This is a genomic window from Halorussus salilacus (assembly GCF_024138125.1).
In the GTDB taxonomy this organism is placed as follows: domain Archaea; phylum Halobacteriota; class Halobacteria; order Halobacteriales; family Haladaptataceae; genus Halorussus; species Halorussus salilacus.
This window is the reverse complement of the sequence record NZ_CP099993.1, coordinates 1,465,496-1,479,536: the sequence shown is the minus strand read 5'-3', so window position 1 is coordinate 1,479,536 and position 14,041 is coordinate 1,465,496. Positions and strand designations below refer to the sequence as shown.

General features: G+C 67.7%; 16 protein-coding genes and 1 pseudogene. 9 read left to right on the top strand and 8 right to left on the bottom strand.

The window, feature by feature from the left end:
- Nucleotides 1-27 precede the first annotated feature (27 nt).
- The 3 genes from alaS to NGM10_RS07620 form a co-directional block, all read right to left on the bottom strand.
- Nucleotides 28-2,817, bottom strand: coding sequence for an alanine--tRNA ligase (alaS, locus tag NGM10_RS07630; protein ID WP_253483625.1), 2,790 nt, complete (start codon nucleotides 2,815-2,817; stop codon nucleotides 28-30).
- A gap of 275 nt (nucleotides 2,818-3,092) precedes the next feature.
- Nucleotides 3,093-3,239 carry a hypothetical protein gene (locus tag NGM10_RS07625; RefSeq protein WP_253483623.1) on the bottom strand — a complete coding sequence of 49 codons (147 nt, stop codon included), beginning with the start codon at nucleotides 3,237-3,239 and terminating at the stop codon, nucleotides 3,093-3,095.
- A 188-nt stretch (nucleotides 3,240-3,427) separates the two neighbouring features.
- Nucleotides 3,428-4,441, bottom strand: a complete 1,014-nt coding sequence (locus tag NGM10_RS07620; protein WP_253483620.1) for a replication factor C small subunit — start codon at nucleotides 4,439-4,441, stop codon at nucleotides 3,428-3,430.
- A gap of 174 nt (nucleotides 4,442-4,615) precedes the next feature.
- Between NGM10_RS07620 and NGM10_RS07615 the strand changes: the two genes are divergently transcribed.
- The 6 genes and pseudogenes from NGM10_RS07615 (at nucleotide 4,616) to NGM10_RS07590 (ending at nucleotide 8,160) form a co-directional block, all read left to right on the top strand.
- Nucleotides 4,616-5,671 carry a bactofilin family protein gene (locus tag NGM10_RS07615; protein ID WP_253483617.1) on the top strand — a complete coding sequence of 352 codons (1,056 nt, stop codon included), beginning with the start codon at nucleotides 4,616-4,618 and terminating at the stop codon, nucleotides 5,669-5,671.
- Nucleotides 5,672-5,894: 223 nt separating this feature from the next.
- Nucleotides 5,895-6,089: pseudogene (gene samp2 / locus NGM10_RS07610) on the top strand (ubiquitin-like small modifier protein SAMP2); the annotation flags it as partial.
- Nucleotides 6,066-6,722 (top strand): peroxiredoxin family protein, encoded by a 657-nt coding sequence (locus tag NGM10_RS07605; protein WP_253483783.1) that lies wholly within the window; start codon nucleotides 6,066-6,068, stop codon nucleotides 6,720-6,722. The pseudogene samp2 and the gene NGM10_RS07605, both read left to right, overlap by 24 nt.
- A complete protein-coding gene (locus NGM10_RS07600) occupies nucleotides 6,719-7,261 on the top strand; it encodes a GNAT family N-acetyltransferase (protein ID WP_253483614.1) in 543 nt (180 codons plus the stop codon). The genes NGM10_RS07605 and NGM10_RS07600 overlap by 4 nt, the downstream gene beginning before the upstream one ends.
- Nucleotides 7,262-7,286: 25 nt before the next feature.
- On the top strand, nucleotides 7,287-7,487 hold the full coding sequence (locus tag NGM10_RS07595; protein ID WP_253483611.1) for a hypothetical protein: 201 nt from the start codon (nucleotides 7,287-7,289) through the stop codon (nucleotides 7,485-7,487).
- 58 nt (nucleotides 7,488-7,545) lie between these two features.
- A complete protein-coding gene (locus tag NGM10_RS07590) occupies nucleotides 7,546-8,160 on the top strand; it encodes a hypothetical protein (RefSeq protein ID WP_253483608.1) in 615 nt (204 codons plus the stop codon).
- A 284-nt stretch (nucleotides 8,161-8,444) separates the two neighbouring features.
- Here NGM10_RS07590 and NGM10_RS07585 read toward each other — a convergent pair whose 3' ends face one another.
- Nucleotides 8,445-9,827, bottom strand: coding sequence for a phosphoglucomutase/phosphomannomutase family protein (locus tag NGM10_RS07585; RefSeq protein WP_253483606.1), 1,383 nt, complete (start codon nucleotides 9,825-9,827; stop codon nucleotides 8,445-8,447).
- 257 nt (nucleotides 9,828-10,084) lie between these two features.
- Between NGM10_RS07585 and NGM10_RS07580 the strand changes: the two genes are divergently transcribed.
- Together NGM10_RS07580 and NGM10_RS07575 are read left to right on the top strand one after the other, a co-directional pair.
- Complete coding sequence (locus tag NGM10_RS07580) at nucleotides 10,085-10,705, top strand: twin-arginine translocation signal domain-containing protein (RefSeq protein WP_253483603.1); 621 nt, start codon at nucleotides 10,085-10,087, stop codon at nucleotides 10,703-10,705.
- A gap of 110 nt (nucleotides 10,706-10,815) precedes the next feature.
- On the top strand, nucleotides 10,816-11,406 hold the full coding sequence (locus NGM10_RS07575) for an NADPH-dependent FMN reductase (RefSeq protein WP_253483600.1): 591 nt from the start codon (nucleotides 10,816-10,818) through the stop codon (nucleotides 11,404-11,406).
- A gap of 19 nt (nucleotides 11,407-11,425) precedes the next feature.
- Here the strand turns inward: NGM10_RS07575 and NGM10_RS07570 are convergent, their stop codons facing one another.
- From NGM10_RS07570 to larB, 3 genes are all read right to left on the bottom strand, one after another.
- Complete coding sequence (locus NGM10_RS07570; protein ID WP_253483597.1) at nucleotides 11,426-11,695, bottom strand: GIY-YIG nuclease family protein; 270 nt, start codon at nucleotides 11,693-11,695, stop codon at nucleotides 11,426-11,428.
- A gap of 61 nt (nucleotides 11,696-11,756) precedes the next feature.
- Nucleotides 11,757-11,912: a DUF7563 family protein gene (locus tag NGM10_RS07565; RefSeq protein WP_253483595.1), complete on the bottom strand. Its 156-nt coding sequence runs from the start codon at nucleotides 11,910-11,912 to the stop codon at nucleotides 11,757-11,759.
- A gap of 183 nt (nucleotides 11,913-12,095) precedes the next feature.
- Nucleotides 12,096-12,863 (bottom strand): nickel pincer cofactor biosynthesis protein LarB, encoded by a 768-nt coding sequence (gene larB, locus NGM10_RS07560; RefSeq protein WP_253483592.1) that lies wholly within the window; start codon nucleotides 12,861-12,863, stop codon nucleotides 12,096-12,098.
- A gap of 180 nt (nucleotides 12,864-13,043) precedes the next feature.
- Here larB and NGM10_RS07555 point away from each other — a divergent pair, with 180 nt between their 5' ends.
- The gene (locus NGM10_RS07555; protein ID WP_135823380.1) at nucleotides 13,044-13,211 is read left to right on the top strand and encodes a DUF1931 family protein; all 168 of its coding nucleotides are present in this window, start codon (nucleotides 13,044-13,046) and stop codon (nucleotides 13,209-13,211) included.
- Between the two features lie 86 nt (nucleotides 13,212-13,297).
- On the opposite strand, the gene rpiA is transcribed toward NGM10_RS07555, so the two are convergent.
- Entirely contained in the window at nucleotides 13,298-13,984 is a 687-nt protein-coding gene (gene rpiA / locus NGM10_RS07550; protein ID WP_253483590.1) for a ribose-5-phosphate isomerase RpiA, read from the bottom strand.
- Nucleotides 13,985-14,041 lie beyond the last annotated feature (57 nt).

Here is a 14,041-nt window from a genome sequence, read left to right as displayed (position 1 = left end):
CGGTCGGGCGGTACGTCGGTGTCGTCGCTACGCGTTCCGGACCTGCTTCAGCACGTCCGGAGCGTCCTCCAGCGCCTCGTCCAGTTTGTCGGCGTCGGGACCGCCGCCCTGCGCGAAGTCCGGCGGACCGCCCCCGCCGCCGCCGACCCTCGCGGCGAGTTCGCCGACGACCTCCCCGGCGTTGACCGAGACGCCGTCGGGGACCGCGACGACGAACTGCGCGCCGTCGGCCCCGCTCCCGATGACGGCGATTTTGCCCTCGTCGGCGAGCGCGTTGGCGGTCGCGCGGAGCTCGTCCATGTCGGCGTCTATGCGCTGGATTACTGCGGTGGCGTCGCCGACCGCGACCTCCTCGCCGCCGCCCCCGCCGGAGGCGCGGGCGGCGGCGAGCTGTTCTTTGAGGTCCTCGATCTGCTTGCCCCGGTCCTTCCACTCCTCGAAGAACCGCTCGGCGGTCTCGGGCACCTCGTCGGGCGAGACGTCCAGCACCTCGGCGGCGTCGGCCAGCGCGGCCTCGGTGCGCTGGCCCGCCTCGACCGCGGCCTCGCCCGCCGCGAACGTGATGCGCTCGACGCCGTCCTGAACGCGCTCGGTGTTCAGTATCTTGATGGTGCCGACGTCGCCCGTGCGCCGGACGTGGGTCCCGCCGCAGGCCTGCACGTCCTCGGCGACGTGGATGAGCCGGATGTTGGTCCCGGCCGGGATGCCGCCCTGATAGAGGTCGAAGCCGTACTCCTCCTCGGCCTCGTGGCGGTTGGGCCACTCCTGCTGGACCGACGTGTTCTCCATCACGAGCTCGTTTGCGACCATCTCGATCTCGTTTCTGGTCTCGCGGTCGATGCGCTCGTAGTGGCGCACGTCGATGCGCGAGCTATCGATGCCCTTCTGTGCGCCCGCCTGCCGGACGTGGTCGCCCAGCACCTCGCGGGCGGCGTGGACCACGATGTGGGTCGCGGTGTGGTGGCGCATCAGCCGACGGCGGCGCTCGGCGTCTATCTTCCCGCGGACGATGTCGCCCTTGTCGACCTCGTCGTCGGTGCGGTGGAGGATGACGCCGTCCCGAATCTGGACGTCACGGACCTGCACGCTCCTGTCGTCGGTCGAGAGCGTCCCGCGGTCGGAGGGCTGGCCGCCGCCCTCGGGATAAAACATCGTCTGGTCGAGCACCACGTCGTAGACCGCCTCGCCCTCCTCGTCGCGCTCGAACACGTCGAGGACGACCGCCTCGAAGTCGGTGCCGTACTGGTCCTCGTAGTAGTGGCGGTCGGTCTTCGGCAGGTCGGCGAGTCGCTCGTCCTCGTCGGTCTCTTCCTCGAAGGCCTGCCCGCCGTCGTGGCGTCCGGCCACGAGGCTGTAGAAGTCGTCGGGGACCTCGACCTCGGTGCCGAAGTCGCCCGCTATCTCCTCGACCATGTCGGGCTGGATGCCGTGCGAATCGTACAGCTCGACCAGCTCGTCGGTCGGAATCGGCTGACCCTTCTCGGCGTACTCCTTGGCGAGGCGCTCGACCCGGCGACCGCCCTGTTCGAGCGTCTCGCGGTACTTCTCGACCTCGGTCCGGACGATGTCCCGAACCGTGTCGCGGTTCTGGTAGCCCAGTCGGTCGGCCTGCATGTCCACGAGTTCGTCAAGTGGCGCGTCCACGCCGACGTTGTCGCAGAGGCGCTTGGTCCGGCGCAGGACCATCCGGGCGAGATACCCCGTACCGACGTTCGAGGGCACGATGCCGTCGCCGAGCATGTACGCCAGCGTCCGGCAGTGGTCGGCGATGGCGTAGATGTCTTCGAGGGGTTCGAGCAGGGACTCCAGTTCGGGCGTCGAGACGCCGAGCTGGTCGGCGATGTTGTCGCGGGCGGCCTCCATGTCCTCGGCCTCGTCGATGTCCATGTGGCCCGCGAGCTTCGAGGCCCGATGGACGAGTTCGGCCTCCTCGTCGGTGTGGTCGATGCCAGCGTTCTCCTTGAGGAACGAGATCATCTCGGGATAGATGGCCTCGTAGACGGTCGGGGTGCCCTGGGACATCCACGTCCAGCGCTCCAGCCCGTACCCGGTGTCGACGATGTAGGTGTCCATCTTCGAGTAGCGGTTGCCGTCTTTCATCTCGTACTCGCCGTCGGGGTCCTGCTCCATCGACATGAAGACAAGCGTGGCGAGTTCCGCGCCGCGGTAGATGACCTCGATGGCGGGCCCGGCGTTTCCGCCGCCGACCCACGGGTCCTCGATGTAGGTGATCTCCTCGATGTCCGCGCCCATCGACTCGAAGAACTCGTCGCAGTACTCGACCGTCTCGTCCTTCCAGTAGACCTCGCCCTGATAGGCGTACTCGTCGGGGTCTTCGAGGTCCTCGCGGGCGTTGAACGCGTGGTGGGCCATCATCTCGAACGCCATGGTGTGGCGGCCCGTCTTGCCCACGTTGTCGATGTCCTGCATCCGGATGCAGGGCTGGCTGATGGTCAGGGGGTTGGCGGGCGGCGGGGTCTCCCCGGAGGTGACCAGCGGCTGGAAGTCGTAGATGGACGCCTGCGTGAGCAGCACGTCGTCGCGCCACCGGTTCGCCGCGACGGGGTAGGGGTCGATGCGCTCGTGGTCGTTCTCCTCGAAGAACGAGAGGAACGCCTCGCGCATCTCCTCTAAGCTGTACTCCTCGTCGAACCCCGGGTTGTCGATGAAGCCGTACTCCTCGCACGGGGGTTCCCCGCAGGTCTCCCGGTCGAGGTCGCGCGTCCAGAAGTGGACTCCGCACTCGGAGCACTCCTTTCGGACGAAGTCGTTGTCCTCGAAATAATCGAGGCGGTACTCCTCCTCGAGTTCGCTCATATTGTTCGTATTTCGCCAACGAGAGCGTAAAACAGTTCCGCAACCGGGTTGGGCGCGATGCGCCCAACCCGGTTGCAGCTCGGTGTCGAGTCGGTCTTCGTCTCGGTATCGAGTCGAATTTGGCTCGGCGTCGGGTCGGTCTCCGCCTCGGCGTCGGGTCGGTCTCCGCCTCGGCGTCGGGTCGGTCTCCGCCTCGGTATCGAGTCCGCTCCGTCTCGTTGCGGTCGCCGCGAGCGACCGAGTCGCTCGCGGCGACCGCGGGGTAGAAACCGTCCTCAGTCGTCGGCCGTCGTGACGGCGTCCTCGGTCGTCGGCCGACTCTCCCCGGACCGCGAACTGATCGGCGACGACCCGCAACTCACGCAGGCGTACGACCCCTCGACCGTCTCGACCACGGGCGCGTTGCACTCGATACACTTCATGCGCGCGTCCCGGGCCTCTCGCGGATAGCGTCCCATAGTAACTCTGGCCCAGATACGGGAGACGGAGGTATAAGCGGGGCGGCCGTTTCGGACCGTTTTACGGTACAACGCGGGGTTTTCGCGCCGCCGACTGCTCTCGCGAATCCGACCGCCGACGAAACGCCCGATTGCTCGCGGGAAGCCGCGGGCTAACGGTCTTCGAGCGACAGCGACGCCAGCAGGGCCTCCAGCTGGACGCGCTCGTTCGCGCCCTCGGTGATGCGGTAATCCACCTCGCCCACGCGGTCCATCAGCCGGACCGCGGCCTCGTCGTCGAGGTCGAACTCCCAGACAGAACGGTGGAGCTGGTCGATGATGTCGCCGCCCGCCATCCCCTTGTTAGTGAGCAGGTCGTCGAGGACCGAGCGGGCCTTGCTGAAGTCGCCGTCGAACGCGTGGCGCACCATCTCCTCGATCTCCTCGGGACGGGCCGTGCTGGTGATGGTGTAGACCGCCTCCTCGTCGACGACCTCGCCCATCACCGCGGCGGCCTGCAGGGCGTTGATGGCCTTGCGCATGTCGCCGTCGGCGGCGTAGACGAGCGCGTCGATGCCGTCCTCGGTGGTCTCGATGTCCTCCTCGGCCGCGATCTTCCGAATCTGGTCGGCCACGCCCTCGTCGTCGATGGGGCCGAACCGGAAGGTCGCGCAGCGCGACTGGATGGGGTCGATGATCTTCGAGGAGTAGTTGCACGACAGGATGAACCGCGTGTTCGCGGAGAACTGCTCCATCGTCCGGCGCAACGCTGACTGGGCGTCGCTCGTGAGGGAGTCGGCCTCGTCGAGGAAGATGATTCGGTAGTCGTGGCCCCCGAACGACGACCGCGCGAAGTTCTTGATGCGGTCCCGGACCACGTCGATGCCGCGCTGGTCGGATGCGTTGAGTTCGAGGAAGTTCCCCTCCCAGTCGTCGCCGTAGAGTTCCTTGGCGATGGCCGTGGCGGAGGTCGTCTTCCCGACGCCCGCCGGCCCCGAGAACAGCAGGTGGGGCAGGTCGTCGCGCTCGACGTAGCGCTTCAGGCGCGCGGTGATGTCGTCGTGGCCCGCCACCTCGTCCAAGGTCTGGGGGCGGTACTTCTCTATCCAGACCTCCTGTCGTCCCGGCTCGGGCGCGTCGGGTGCCTCGTCGGCCTCGTCTTCGGCCTCGCTCTCGACCTCGCTCATGTGACACACGAGGCGCTTGCCGGTCTTAAAGCCCGCGAGGTCCCCCGGCGAGGAGCGACGGCGACGGTCCTCGGACCCCGGAATCGAAGTTACGGCCCGTATAAGACGCGCTTACTCGAAGTAAGCGGCGATACCGGCGAAATCGTTTTCTATCGAACTGTCGATACGTGCGGTATGAAACGAGCCTTCGCCCTCCTCCTCGTCGCGGTCCTGTTGCTCGCGGCCGTGCCCGCGCCGGTCGCGGCCGAGGAGACCCGGACGGGCGGCACCGTCGTTGTCGAGGCCGACGAGACCGTCGAGGACGACCTGACGATTTTCGCGGGGACCGCCGTGATTCGCGGGACGGTCGAGGGCGACCTGACGGTCTTCGCCGGAAACGTCCGCGTCGACGGCGAGGTCGGCGGCGACTTCGACGGGTTCGCTGGCAACGTCCGACTCAACGGGACCGTGACGGGCGACGCCAACGCGGTCGGCGGGAACGTCTTCCTCGAAGACGGAGCGCGAGTCGGCGGGGAACTGGAGGCTGCCGCGGGCAACGTCGCCCTCGAAGGCGAGGTCGGCGAAGACGCCCGCCTCGGGGCGGGGACCGTCACCGTCGCGTCCACCGCGAGCGTCGGGGGCGACCTCGTGTACGGCGGCGATCTCGACCTCGCGGAGGGCGCGAGCGTCGGCGGCGAGGTTCGCGAGAGCGACGACCTGGAGGTCGGCGTCACGGGGCCCGTCGTCCCGGGGTGGCTCGGCTGGGCGTACGGCGTGCTGGTCAACCTCCTGCTCGGCGCGGTCGTCCTGCTCGTGTTCCCCGCGTTCTCCGACGACCTCGCGGCGCGCGCCGTCGACGACCCGGTCCGCACCGGGGGAGTCGGACTCCTGCTGTTCGTGGCCGTCCCGGTCGCGCTCGTCCTGCTCGCCATCACCATCGTCGGCATCCCGCTGTCGCTGTTCGGCGCGTTGCTGTACGCGGTGGCGCTCTGGCTGGGGACCGTGTACGGCTCGTTCGCGGTCGGGACGTGGCTCGTCTCGCTGGCCGACGCCGGGAGCCGGTGGCTCGCGCTCGTCGTCGGGGTGGTGGGCGTCGCCCTCGTCGGTCGCGTCCCCTTCCTCGGCGGTCTGGTCAGCTTCCTCGTCCTGCTCGTCGGCCTCGGCGCGCTCGCGCTGGGCATCCGGAACCGGTACCGGAATCGCCGGTCGGCGCGCCGGACCGGCGCGCCGACCGGCTCCGATATGCCGTAGCCCGGGGCGTACTTGGTGGATTTCGTGCCGACTGACCAACCGCCACGACACGGCCGGTGAATCGTCCTCCGGGCGGGGGCTTTCTGGCTGTTGCTGACTCCGCCGTTCCAGTTTCAGTGCGAACGAGGGCCTTCTGACCGGCCACGTCCCTCCAATTCCCCCGTCTTGACGAATCCGAGAAATCCCCGACACGCTTACCACCCGCGCGCCGAAACCAACTCCCATGAACGTGACCGTCGAGGTCGTCGGCGAGGGGAGCCACGACCTCGAAGTCGAGGACCCGACCTACGCCGACCTCCTCGCGGAGGTGGGCCTCAGCCCCCACGAGGTGTCTGTGATGGTCGAGGGCCGACCGGTGCCCGAGGACCAGCCGGTCGAGACCGACCACGTCAAAGTGCTTCGACTCATCAAGGGCGGTAGCGACGACGAAGCGGGAACCGGCCTCGCGGCGGGCGACGAGGCCGACACCGGACCCGTGCCCGAGTTCGACCGCGAGCGGGACGCGCTGGGGGTCTCGGACCTCGACTTCGAACTCCCGAACGCGGGGACCGGCCCGGACCCGCTCTCGCTGGCCGACCTCGCGGCGGGGCCGACCGACGGCGTCGGTCGGCCCGCGCCGCGCCGCGAGACGACGCCCCGAAACGACGCGGTCGTCCTGTTCTTCCAGCGCGACTACCACTGTCGGAACTGCCGCGAGCAGGTCCAAGCGGTCGCCGACCGCTACGACGAGTTCCGCGACAGACACGCCGCGGTCGTCTCGGTCCTGCCCGAGTCGAAGGCGAAAGCCGAGAAGTGGCAGGAGAAGTATCACCTCCCCTTCGCCCTCGTTGCAGACGAGGACACGCGCGTCGCCGACCGGTACGGCCAGCCGGTGCGGTTCGGGGCGCTCGGCAAGCGCATCGACCTCGCGGGCCGGATGCCGCAGGTCGCGATTCTCGACGTACGCGACGACCCGCAACTGTACGCGGTCCACCGCGGCGACTCGCCCGGCGACCGGCCTTCGGTCGACGACGTGCTGGCGATGGTCGACCGGATGCTCGCCGACGAATGAGCGTTCGAGTCCGCGAGGCGACACCCGGCGACCGACTCGGGATTCGTCGGGTGCTGGACGCCGCGATGCTGGAAGTCGGCGAGGACCTCTCCGAGCGGATAGCGGCGGGGGACGCGCTGGTCGCGAGCGAGGCGCGAAGCGCCGGGAGAGACGAGCACTCCCGAGCCGCCGCGAGCGTCGCTCGCGGAGACGCCTCGGAACGCCGAGCGGTGGAACCGCGAGGCGACGAGGACGCCGGGCAGGACCGACGCGACGCCCCGATTCTCGGCGCGCTCGTGCTGGTCCCTCTCGGTCGGACCCGCGACTCGGACCGCCGCGGCGTCGACGCGCGCGTCGACGCCGTGGCGGTTCGACGCTCCCGGCGCGGGCGGGGAATCGGTGCCGAACTGGTCCGAACGGCCGCCGAGCGCCACCCCCGACTCACCGCCGAGTTCGACCCGAACGTCCGGCCCTTCTACGAGTCGCTTGGGTTCGAGGTGGCTCCGGTCGGAGGCGAGGAGAGCGACCGACTCCGGGGCGTCCTCGAAACCGAAGGCTGAACCGCTCGGTGTCCGAAGTCCGACCATGGAGCAGAAGCGACGCAACCGACTCGCGGTCATCTGGTCGGGATTCGTGCTCGCCATCGGGTACGTCACGTTCGCCGACGGGTTCGCCGCCGACCTCGGCGACCTGCTGGGCGTCCTGCTGATGGCGCTCGGCGCGGCGCTGGCGTACGTCTACTACGCGAACCCGGGCGGCGTGCTGGACTTCGGGACCGAGGAGTAGAGCGCTAATCCCGAGTGCGAACGGTTATATACGCAATCACGAACGTAATAAATAGATCGTGAGCGACGACGAACATCTGACGGCCGATGACTCTCTGTACTCGCTACGGCTCACGCACGAAAAACTGAACGAGACCCTCGCAGAACAGGTGAGTGAAGCGGAACATATCGACAGGAAAGCGATGTCGTTGCTTCGAGTAGCGTTCACGTTTTCCGGAGTGGCCGCCGCAATCACCTACTATATCGCCCGTCAACGCGACCAAACCGCTCTCGGAACGCTCGACAATCCCCTGACCTACGCGGGACTCCTGTTCGGAATTTTGAGCGTGTTCGCGGCTTTTGCGACCATTTACCACACTAAGATAGAGACCGAAGTCGAAGTCTCGGACATCAACAAGCAGGCCACGTTCGGACGGAAAGAAATGCTCTCTACGTTCGCACAGACCTATCCGAACTACATCGACCGAAACGATACGAGACTCAATAAGGACAAGGCGCTCCTTTCCATTTCGCAGGCTTTGCTAGTGCTCTCCGTCGTCTCCGTGACTGGTAGCGGCGTGTCTTTCATCAGTAATCGAACGTTCGATTTCTACGCGATTCTCGGAGTCACATTCGCTATCGGATGTCTCGTCGGAGTCTGTTTCTCGCTCTTCGTTGCCGTCGTCAAATCCTAAACATAGCGTTACGCGCCACATGATTTTCCGCACGGCGCGAGACCCCGTCGGGAGCGAACCAAAGTTATATGTCCGCCAAATACGTATCTGTACATATGTCTGAGGCCGAACGCCACCGGGAGGAAGTGAAAGAGTCGGAAGGCCGTGTCCGGACGAATCGTCCGGACTGGTCGGCCCTCTTAGCGCGCGTTTTCGACCGATAATTCCGGTTCCGTTCGCGGTTTCTCCTCCAATCCAGTATCCGGTTAGCGAAGACCGTACAGAGAGGGCGGTAAATACGGAGGCTAGACCAGCGGCTCGACCAGCCCCCGACCCGCATCGAGCAGTTCCTCGACGCGCTCGGCGCTCGCCGCCTCCGCGTACACCCGCATCTTGGGTTCCGTGCCGCTGGGCCGGACCAGCAACCACGACCCGTCTTCGAGCAGAATCTTGAATCCGTCGGTGGTGTTGACGTTCTCGACGTGCTCGCCCGCCACCTCGTCGGGGAGCCGTGCTTCGAGGTCCGAGAGGACGCCCTCCTTGCGGTCGTCGGGACAGTCCACGCTCACCTTACTCTGGTGGATTTCGCCGAACTCCGCGAGCAGGGCGTCGACTCGGTCGTCGTAGGAGCGCTCGCTCTCGACCGCCCCCGCGAGTAGCGCCATCAGCACGCCGTCCTTCTCGCGGTTGTGGCCCCGGATGGAGAAGCCGCCGGACTCCTCGCCGCCGACGAGCGCGTCGTGGTCGCCCATCGCCTCGGCGACCCACTTGTAGCCGACCGCGGTCTCGACGACCTCCTCGCCGTGGGCCTCGGCCACGCGGTCGACGAGGAAGGTGGTCGAGACGGTCCGGACCGCCGGACCCGAGTCGTCTTCGAGCAGGTAGTCGTAGGTCGCCGCGAAGAAGAGGTTCTCGTCGAGGAAGCCCCGCTCGGGCGTGACGAGCGCGATGCGGTCGGCGTCGCCGTCGTTGGCGATGCCGAGGTCGGCGTCGCCCTCCCGTACCGCGTCCACGAGGCCCTGCAGGTTCTCGGGGCTCGGTTCGGGGTTGGTGCCGCCGAACTCGGGGTCCTGCTCGCAGCGCAGGCGCTCGACGTCGGCCCCGGCGCGTTCGAGGAGTTCGTCGGTGAATCCCCGGCCCGACCCGTGCATCGCGTCGTAGACGACTTCGAGACCGTCCAAGTCGGCATCGACGAGGTCGAACAGGTGCTCGGCGTAGGGTTCGAGCAGGTCCTCCTCGCGGACGCTCCCCTGCTCGTCGTCGGGGAGCGCGCGGGGTTCGCCGATGCGGGCCATTATCTCGTCGGTGACCTCGGGCAGGGCGGGCGCGGCGTCGTGGGGGAAGAACTTCACGCCGTTGTAGTTCGGGGGGTTGTGGCTGGCCGACACCACGAGTGCGCCAGCGAGGTCGCGGTCGGCGACGGTCCAGACCGCGAGTGGCGTCGGGCAGTCCCGGGGCGGAATCAGGGCGTCGAAGCCGTTGGCGGCCAGCACGCGACACAGTTCCTCGGCGAACCCCCGCGAGGTCTCGCGGGCGTCGTAGCCGACCGCGACGGTGCCACCGTCGCGGTCTTCGACCTCTCGGAGGTAGTCGGCGACCGCCTGTCCGACCATCCGGACGCGAGGGGCGGTGAACTCGTCCAGCGTCGCTCGCCAGCCGTCGGTTCCGAACGAAATCGGCGTCTCCATGTGGTGACTCTCTCCCGCGGTCCCAAAAAAACCACCGCGAACGGGTCTCGCGAACGGAACGAAACGGAACGACGTGGCCGAACGTGAAACGGCCTAGCGGTCGATTCCCGCATTTCTCGCTCGGCTTACGATACCCGGGGTGCCCCGAACCGACCGACGTGTTCGAGCGAATGCCCGAATTACGCCCCGTGGGTTCCGTGAACGGTCGCGCGCCTTTTCAGAGTCCGTGGGTTACATCCGCCGCGGAGGACCTGATTATGACACGAGACAACGACACGAGACAGCGACTGGTCGACGACGAGACGCGACGTTCGTTCCTGAAGAAGAGCGCGGTGGCGACCGTCGGTGCGAGCGCGCTCGGAACCGGTGTCGGGGCCGCACAGGACCTCGACCTCGACGACAACTGGAAGGCGCTCATCTTCGTCGACAACTTTCATCCGCAGGCCCGGTTCACGTTCGTCTCGGACGTCGTGGAGTGGACGCCCAACTACGGCGACGTGAACGACAGTTGGTTCTCGGACTACAACACGCGGATGATTCGGTGGCTCAACACCGACGAGACCGTCCCGCTGTTCGTGGCGGAGGACGCCGAAATCGGTGAGTACGACGGCGACCTCGGATTCGTGACCGACGCCGACGACGACAGCGACCAACCGCAACTGTTCGAGATGGAGCGAGAGTGGACCCCCTTCGGCGACAATCCGCGTCTCACCGAGGTCGAGGCCAGTCCCGTCCCTGAGGACGAGGAAGATCAGATCCTCGAGAACGAGGACTGGTGGCAGACCGGCGGCGGCGACGGAACCACCGCGAACGAGACCGCCACGAACGAAACTGCCGCGAACGCGAGCGCGCCGAGCGTGACTGACGACCCGTTCTGACGCCGACCCTCCTCGCGCCGGGACGGTGCGACCACGCGGGATATCGAATTTATTACAAAAATCGGGTTCCGGAAAGGGTTTTGCTCGCCCGTCACCTACGACTCTCCAAGATGAGCCCCACGCCCACGGTCGTCGCGCTCGCGGGGAGCATGCGCGACGGCAGTTACACCCGAATCGCCCTCCGCCACGCGCTCGACGCCGCGGCGGAACGCGGGGCCGAGACCGAACTCCTCGACGTCCGCGAGTACGACCTCCCCGTGTTCGACCCCGACGACCCCGAACCCGAGGCCGCGACCGAACTCAAGCGCGAGATTCGAGAGGCCGATTCGGTCCTCTGGGGGAGTCCGGTCTACCACGGGTCGTACTCCGCGGCGTTCCGCAACGTCCACGACTACTGCGGGTGGGACGAGTACGAGGACACCACGGTCGGCCTGCTGGTCTCGGCGGGCGGCGGGTCGTTCGGGAGCACGCTCGACCACATGCGCGTGACCGCCCGCGGGGTCCACGCGTGGGTGCTCCCCCATCAGGTCGGCATCAGGAACGCCAGCGACAAGATAGCGGGCGACGAGGTCGTCGACGAGGACATCGAAGCGCGCGTTCGGAAACTCGGCGAGCAGGCCACGAAGTACGCCTTCATCGACCCCGAGGTGACCGCCGGGGGTGTCGAGGCCGAGGCCGAGGAGACCGCGGCCGACGACTGACCGGTCGCCGAGCGACCGGTCAGTCGTCGGCCGCTCGCTCGCTCTCGTCGGCGACCAACCGCTCCTTCTGGACACGCGAGAGCTGTTTTATCTCGTACTCGCGGGACATCGCCGCCGACTTCGAGCCGAACCGCTCGGCGTGGACGAGTTCGACCGGGGTGCGCCCGCGGGTGTACTTCGCGCCCTCGCCGCGGTCGTGTTCGCGGACTCGCCGCTCAAGGTCGGTCGTGTAGCCGGTGTAGAAACTGCCGTCGTCGCACTCGATCACGTACGCCCAGTGGTCGGTCACGGGCGACAGGGTTCGTGTGGTGGTCGTTTCGCCCTTTCGGTTCCCGCCCCGGTTCGGTGGGCTATACTCTCGCTTCTCTGGAGCGCTGGCGCGCAACCTCGGCGATTCCGGCGTTGGCCGAGCAGGCCGGACAGGCCCGAATCCGCCCCTCGGCGTCGGCGAACACCCGCGCGAATCGCTCCGAAACGTGCGCACCACAGTGGTCACACTCTGGCATGTTGACAGCTGACAGGGATACTGCCAGCGTCCAAAAGTTTGTCCTACACAACCAAAAATGCTTCCCAAAATCGATTCCAATTTTCCGAAGACAGAAGATTTGTTTCGGTAATGCCCGGGTCAGTCGCACGGAAACTGCCGCCGTCTCGGCGGTAATCCGGGCTGTGACGGGAGAACTTCGGGACTACCCTTCTCGCGCGTCCCCCACGGCCCGGGCGACGAGCCCGGCCTGCGCGCCCGCGACGAACCCCGCGTCGACGTTGACCGCCGACAGCACGGTGCAGGACTGGAGCATCCCCGACAGCGCGGCCTCGCCCTCGCCGCCGTGTCCGTACCCCGTCGAGACCGGTAGGCCGATGACGGGCGCGTTCACCAGCCCCGCGACCACCGTCGGGAGCGCCCCCTCCCGGCCCGCGGCGACGACCAGCACGTCGGCCTCACGGAGGCGGTCGAGCTGGTCGACGATGCGGGTCAGCGCGGCCACGCCGACGTCGTCGACGCGCTCGACCGTCGCGCCCATCTCCCGGGCGAGGACCGCGGCCTCGCCCGCCGGGACCGCGTCGCTGGTCCCCGCGGTGACCACGCCGACCGTCGCGTCCACGTCGGGGGGCTCGAAGTCGTCGGCGTGGGCCACCACCGCGCCCGAGCGGCCGTGGACCGTCACCCCGGCGTCAGGGTGGTCCTCGGCGAGTCGCTCGCGGACCGCGGTCTGCTGGTCGGCGTCGGTCCGGGTCGCGATGGCCCGGCCGGTGGTCTCGACCGCGGTGGTCGCGAGCGACGCGACCTCCGCGGGGGTCTTGGCGTCGCCCAGGATGGCCTCGGGGACGCCCCGTCGGGTCTCTCGTGCGGCGTCGAATCGCCCGGCGTCACCGGTCGCGTACCCCGAGAGACGGGATTCGGCCTCCGCGACGCTCACCTCTCCCGCGGCGACCGCTTCGAGTAGTTCGCGCATGTCGGGTGCTGTGGGCTCTACGTACTCGTATCCTGCGACCCGGGTAGCCGCAGCCAAACGACCCACTATTATTTATAAGTTTTGGCTACCTACGTAGATGACGGTGAACCGCGCTACTTGCCGGGGTTCATCCGGTAATTTGAGAAGCTTTATTAGGGGTGCGCGGAAAGACCAAGTCGTATGGCAGACCTCATCGTCAAAGCCGCTGTCAAGGACGCACTGGACGACAAGAACGTGGCGTCGGACTTCTACGACGCCCTCGACGAGCGCGTCGACGAGCTCCTCGACGAGGCCGCCCGCCGCGCCGAGGCCAACGACCGAAAGACCGTCCAGCCCCGCGACCTGTAAACCGGGACTGACTTCCCTTTTATCGAGCGCAACGCCGCGTAGCCGCGGGCTTGGCTCGAACCGGCGACCGGGTGCTCCCCGCGCGGTCAGAACCGAGTGACTTCGACGCCGTCGTCGCTCCCGACGTGGACCTCGTCGGCCATCCCGACGAACAGTCCGTGTTCGACCGCACCGGGGAGCGCCGAGAGGTCGTCGGCGAGTTCGGCCGGTCGGTCGATTCCGCCGAACTCGCAGTCGAGGACGAGGTTGCCGTTGTCGGTCACGACCGGACCGTCCTTGCGCTCGGCCGACCGGAGGGTGGGCGCGCCGCCCAGCGCGCGGACCTCGTCTGCGACGGTCGTCCGCGCGTCCGGGAGCACCTCGATGGGCACCGGGTGGTCCAACTGTCTGGCGGCCTTGCTCGGGTCGGCGACCACGAGCAGTCGGTCGGCCGTCGCGTCCACGATCTTCTCGCGGGCGTGGGCAGCGCCGCCGCCCTTCACGAGGTGCGGGCCCGAGAACTGGTCGGCCCCGTCGATGGCGAGGTCTATCCCGTCGACCTCGTCGAGGCCGACCAGCGGAATCCCGGCCTCCTTGGCGAGCTCTCGCGACTGGAAGGAGGTCGGAACCCCGCGCACGTCGAGGCCGCTGTCGACCGCCCGCCCGATGGCTCGGATGGCGTGGGCCGCGGTCGACCCGGTCCCGAGACCGACCACCGCACCGTCCTCGACCGCGTCGGCGGCGCTCTCGCCCGCCGCGCGCTTCGCCCGTTCGCTTCCGCCGGTCGTCTTCATGGTCGGGCCTCCGTCGTCCTGCGTGAAAAGCCTGACCGAACTGGCGACAACGGTCCG

Coding starts and splice junctions, on each gene's coding strand:
- alaS (WP_253483625.1), bottom strand. CDS start 2,817: ATGAGCGAACTCGAGGAGGAGTACCGCCTCGATTATTTCGAGGACAAC.
- NGM10_RS07625 (WP_253483623.1), bottom strand. CDS start 3,239: ATGAAGTGTATCGAGTGCAACGCGCCCGTGGTCGAGACGGTCGAGGGG.
- NGM10_RS07620 (WP_253483620.1), bottom strand. CDS start 4,441: ATGAGCGAGGTCGAGAGCGAGGCCGAAGACGAGGCCGACGAGGCACCC.
- NGM10_RS07615 (WP_253483617.1), top strand. CDS start 4,616: ATGAAACGAGCCTTCGCCCTCCTCCTCGTCGCGGTCCTGTTGCTCGCG.
- NGM10_RS07600 (WP_253483614.1), top strand. CDS start 6,719: ATGAGCGTTCGAGTCCGCGAGGCGACACCCGGCGACCGACTCGGGATT.
- NGM10_RS07595 (WP_253483611.1), top strand. CDS start 7,287: ATGGAGCAGAAGCGACGCAACCGACTCGCGGTCATCTGGTCGGGATTC.
- NGM10_RS07585 (WP_253483606.1), bottom strand. CDS start 9,827: ATGGAGACGCCGATTTCGTTCGGAACCGACGGCTGGCGAGCGACGCTG.
- NGM10_RS07580 (WP_253483603.1), top strand. CDS start 10,085: ATGACACGAGACAACGACACGAGACAGCGACTGGTCGACGACGAGACG.
- NGM10_RS07575 (WP_253483600.1), top strand. CDS start 10,816: ATGAGCCCCACGCCCACGGTCGTCGCGCTCGCGGGGAGCATGCGCGAC.
- NGM10_RS07565 (WP_253483595.1), bottom strand. CDS start 11,912: ATGCCAGAGTGTGACCACTGTGGTGCGCACGTTTCGGAGCGATTCGCG.
- larB (WP_253483592.1), bottom strand. CDS start 12,863: ATGCGCGAACTACTCGAAGCGGTCGCCGCGGGAGAGGTGAGCGTCGCG.
- NGM10_RS07555 (WP_135823380.1), top strand. CDS start 13,044: ATGGCAGACCTCATCGTCAAAGCCGCTGTCAAGGACGCACTGGACGAC.
- rpiA (WP_253483590.1), bottom strand. CDS start 13,984: ATGAAGACGACCGGCGGAAGCGAACGGGCGAAGCGCGCGGCGGGCGAG.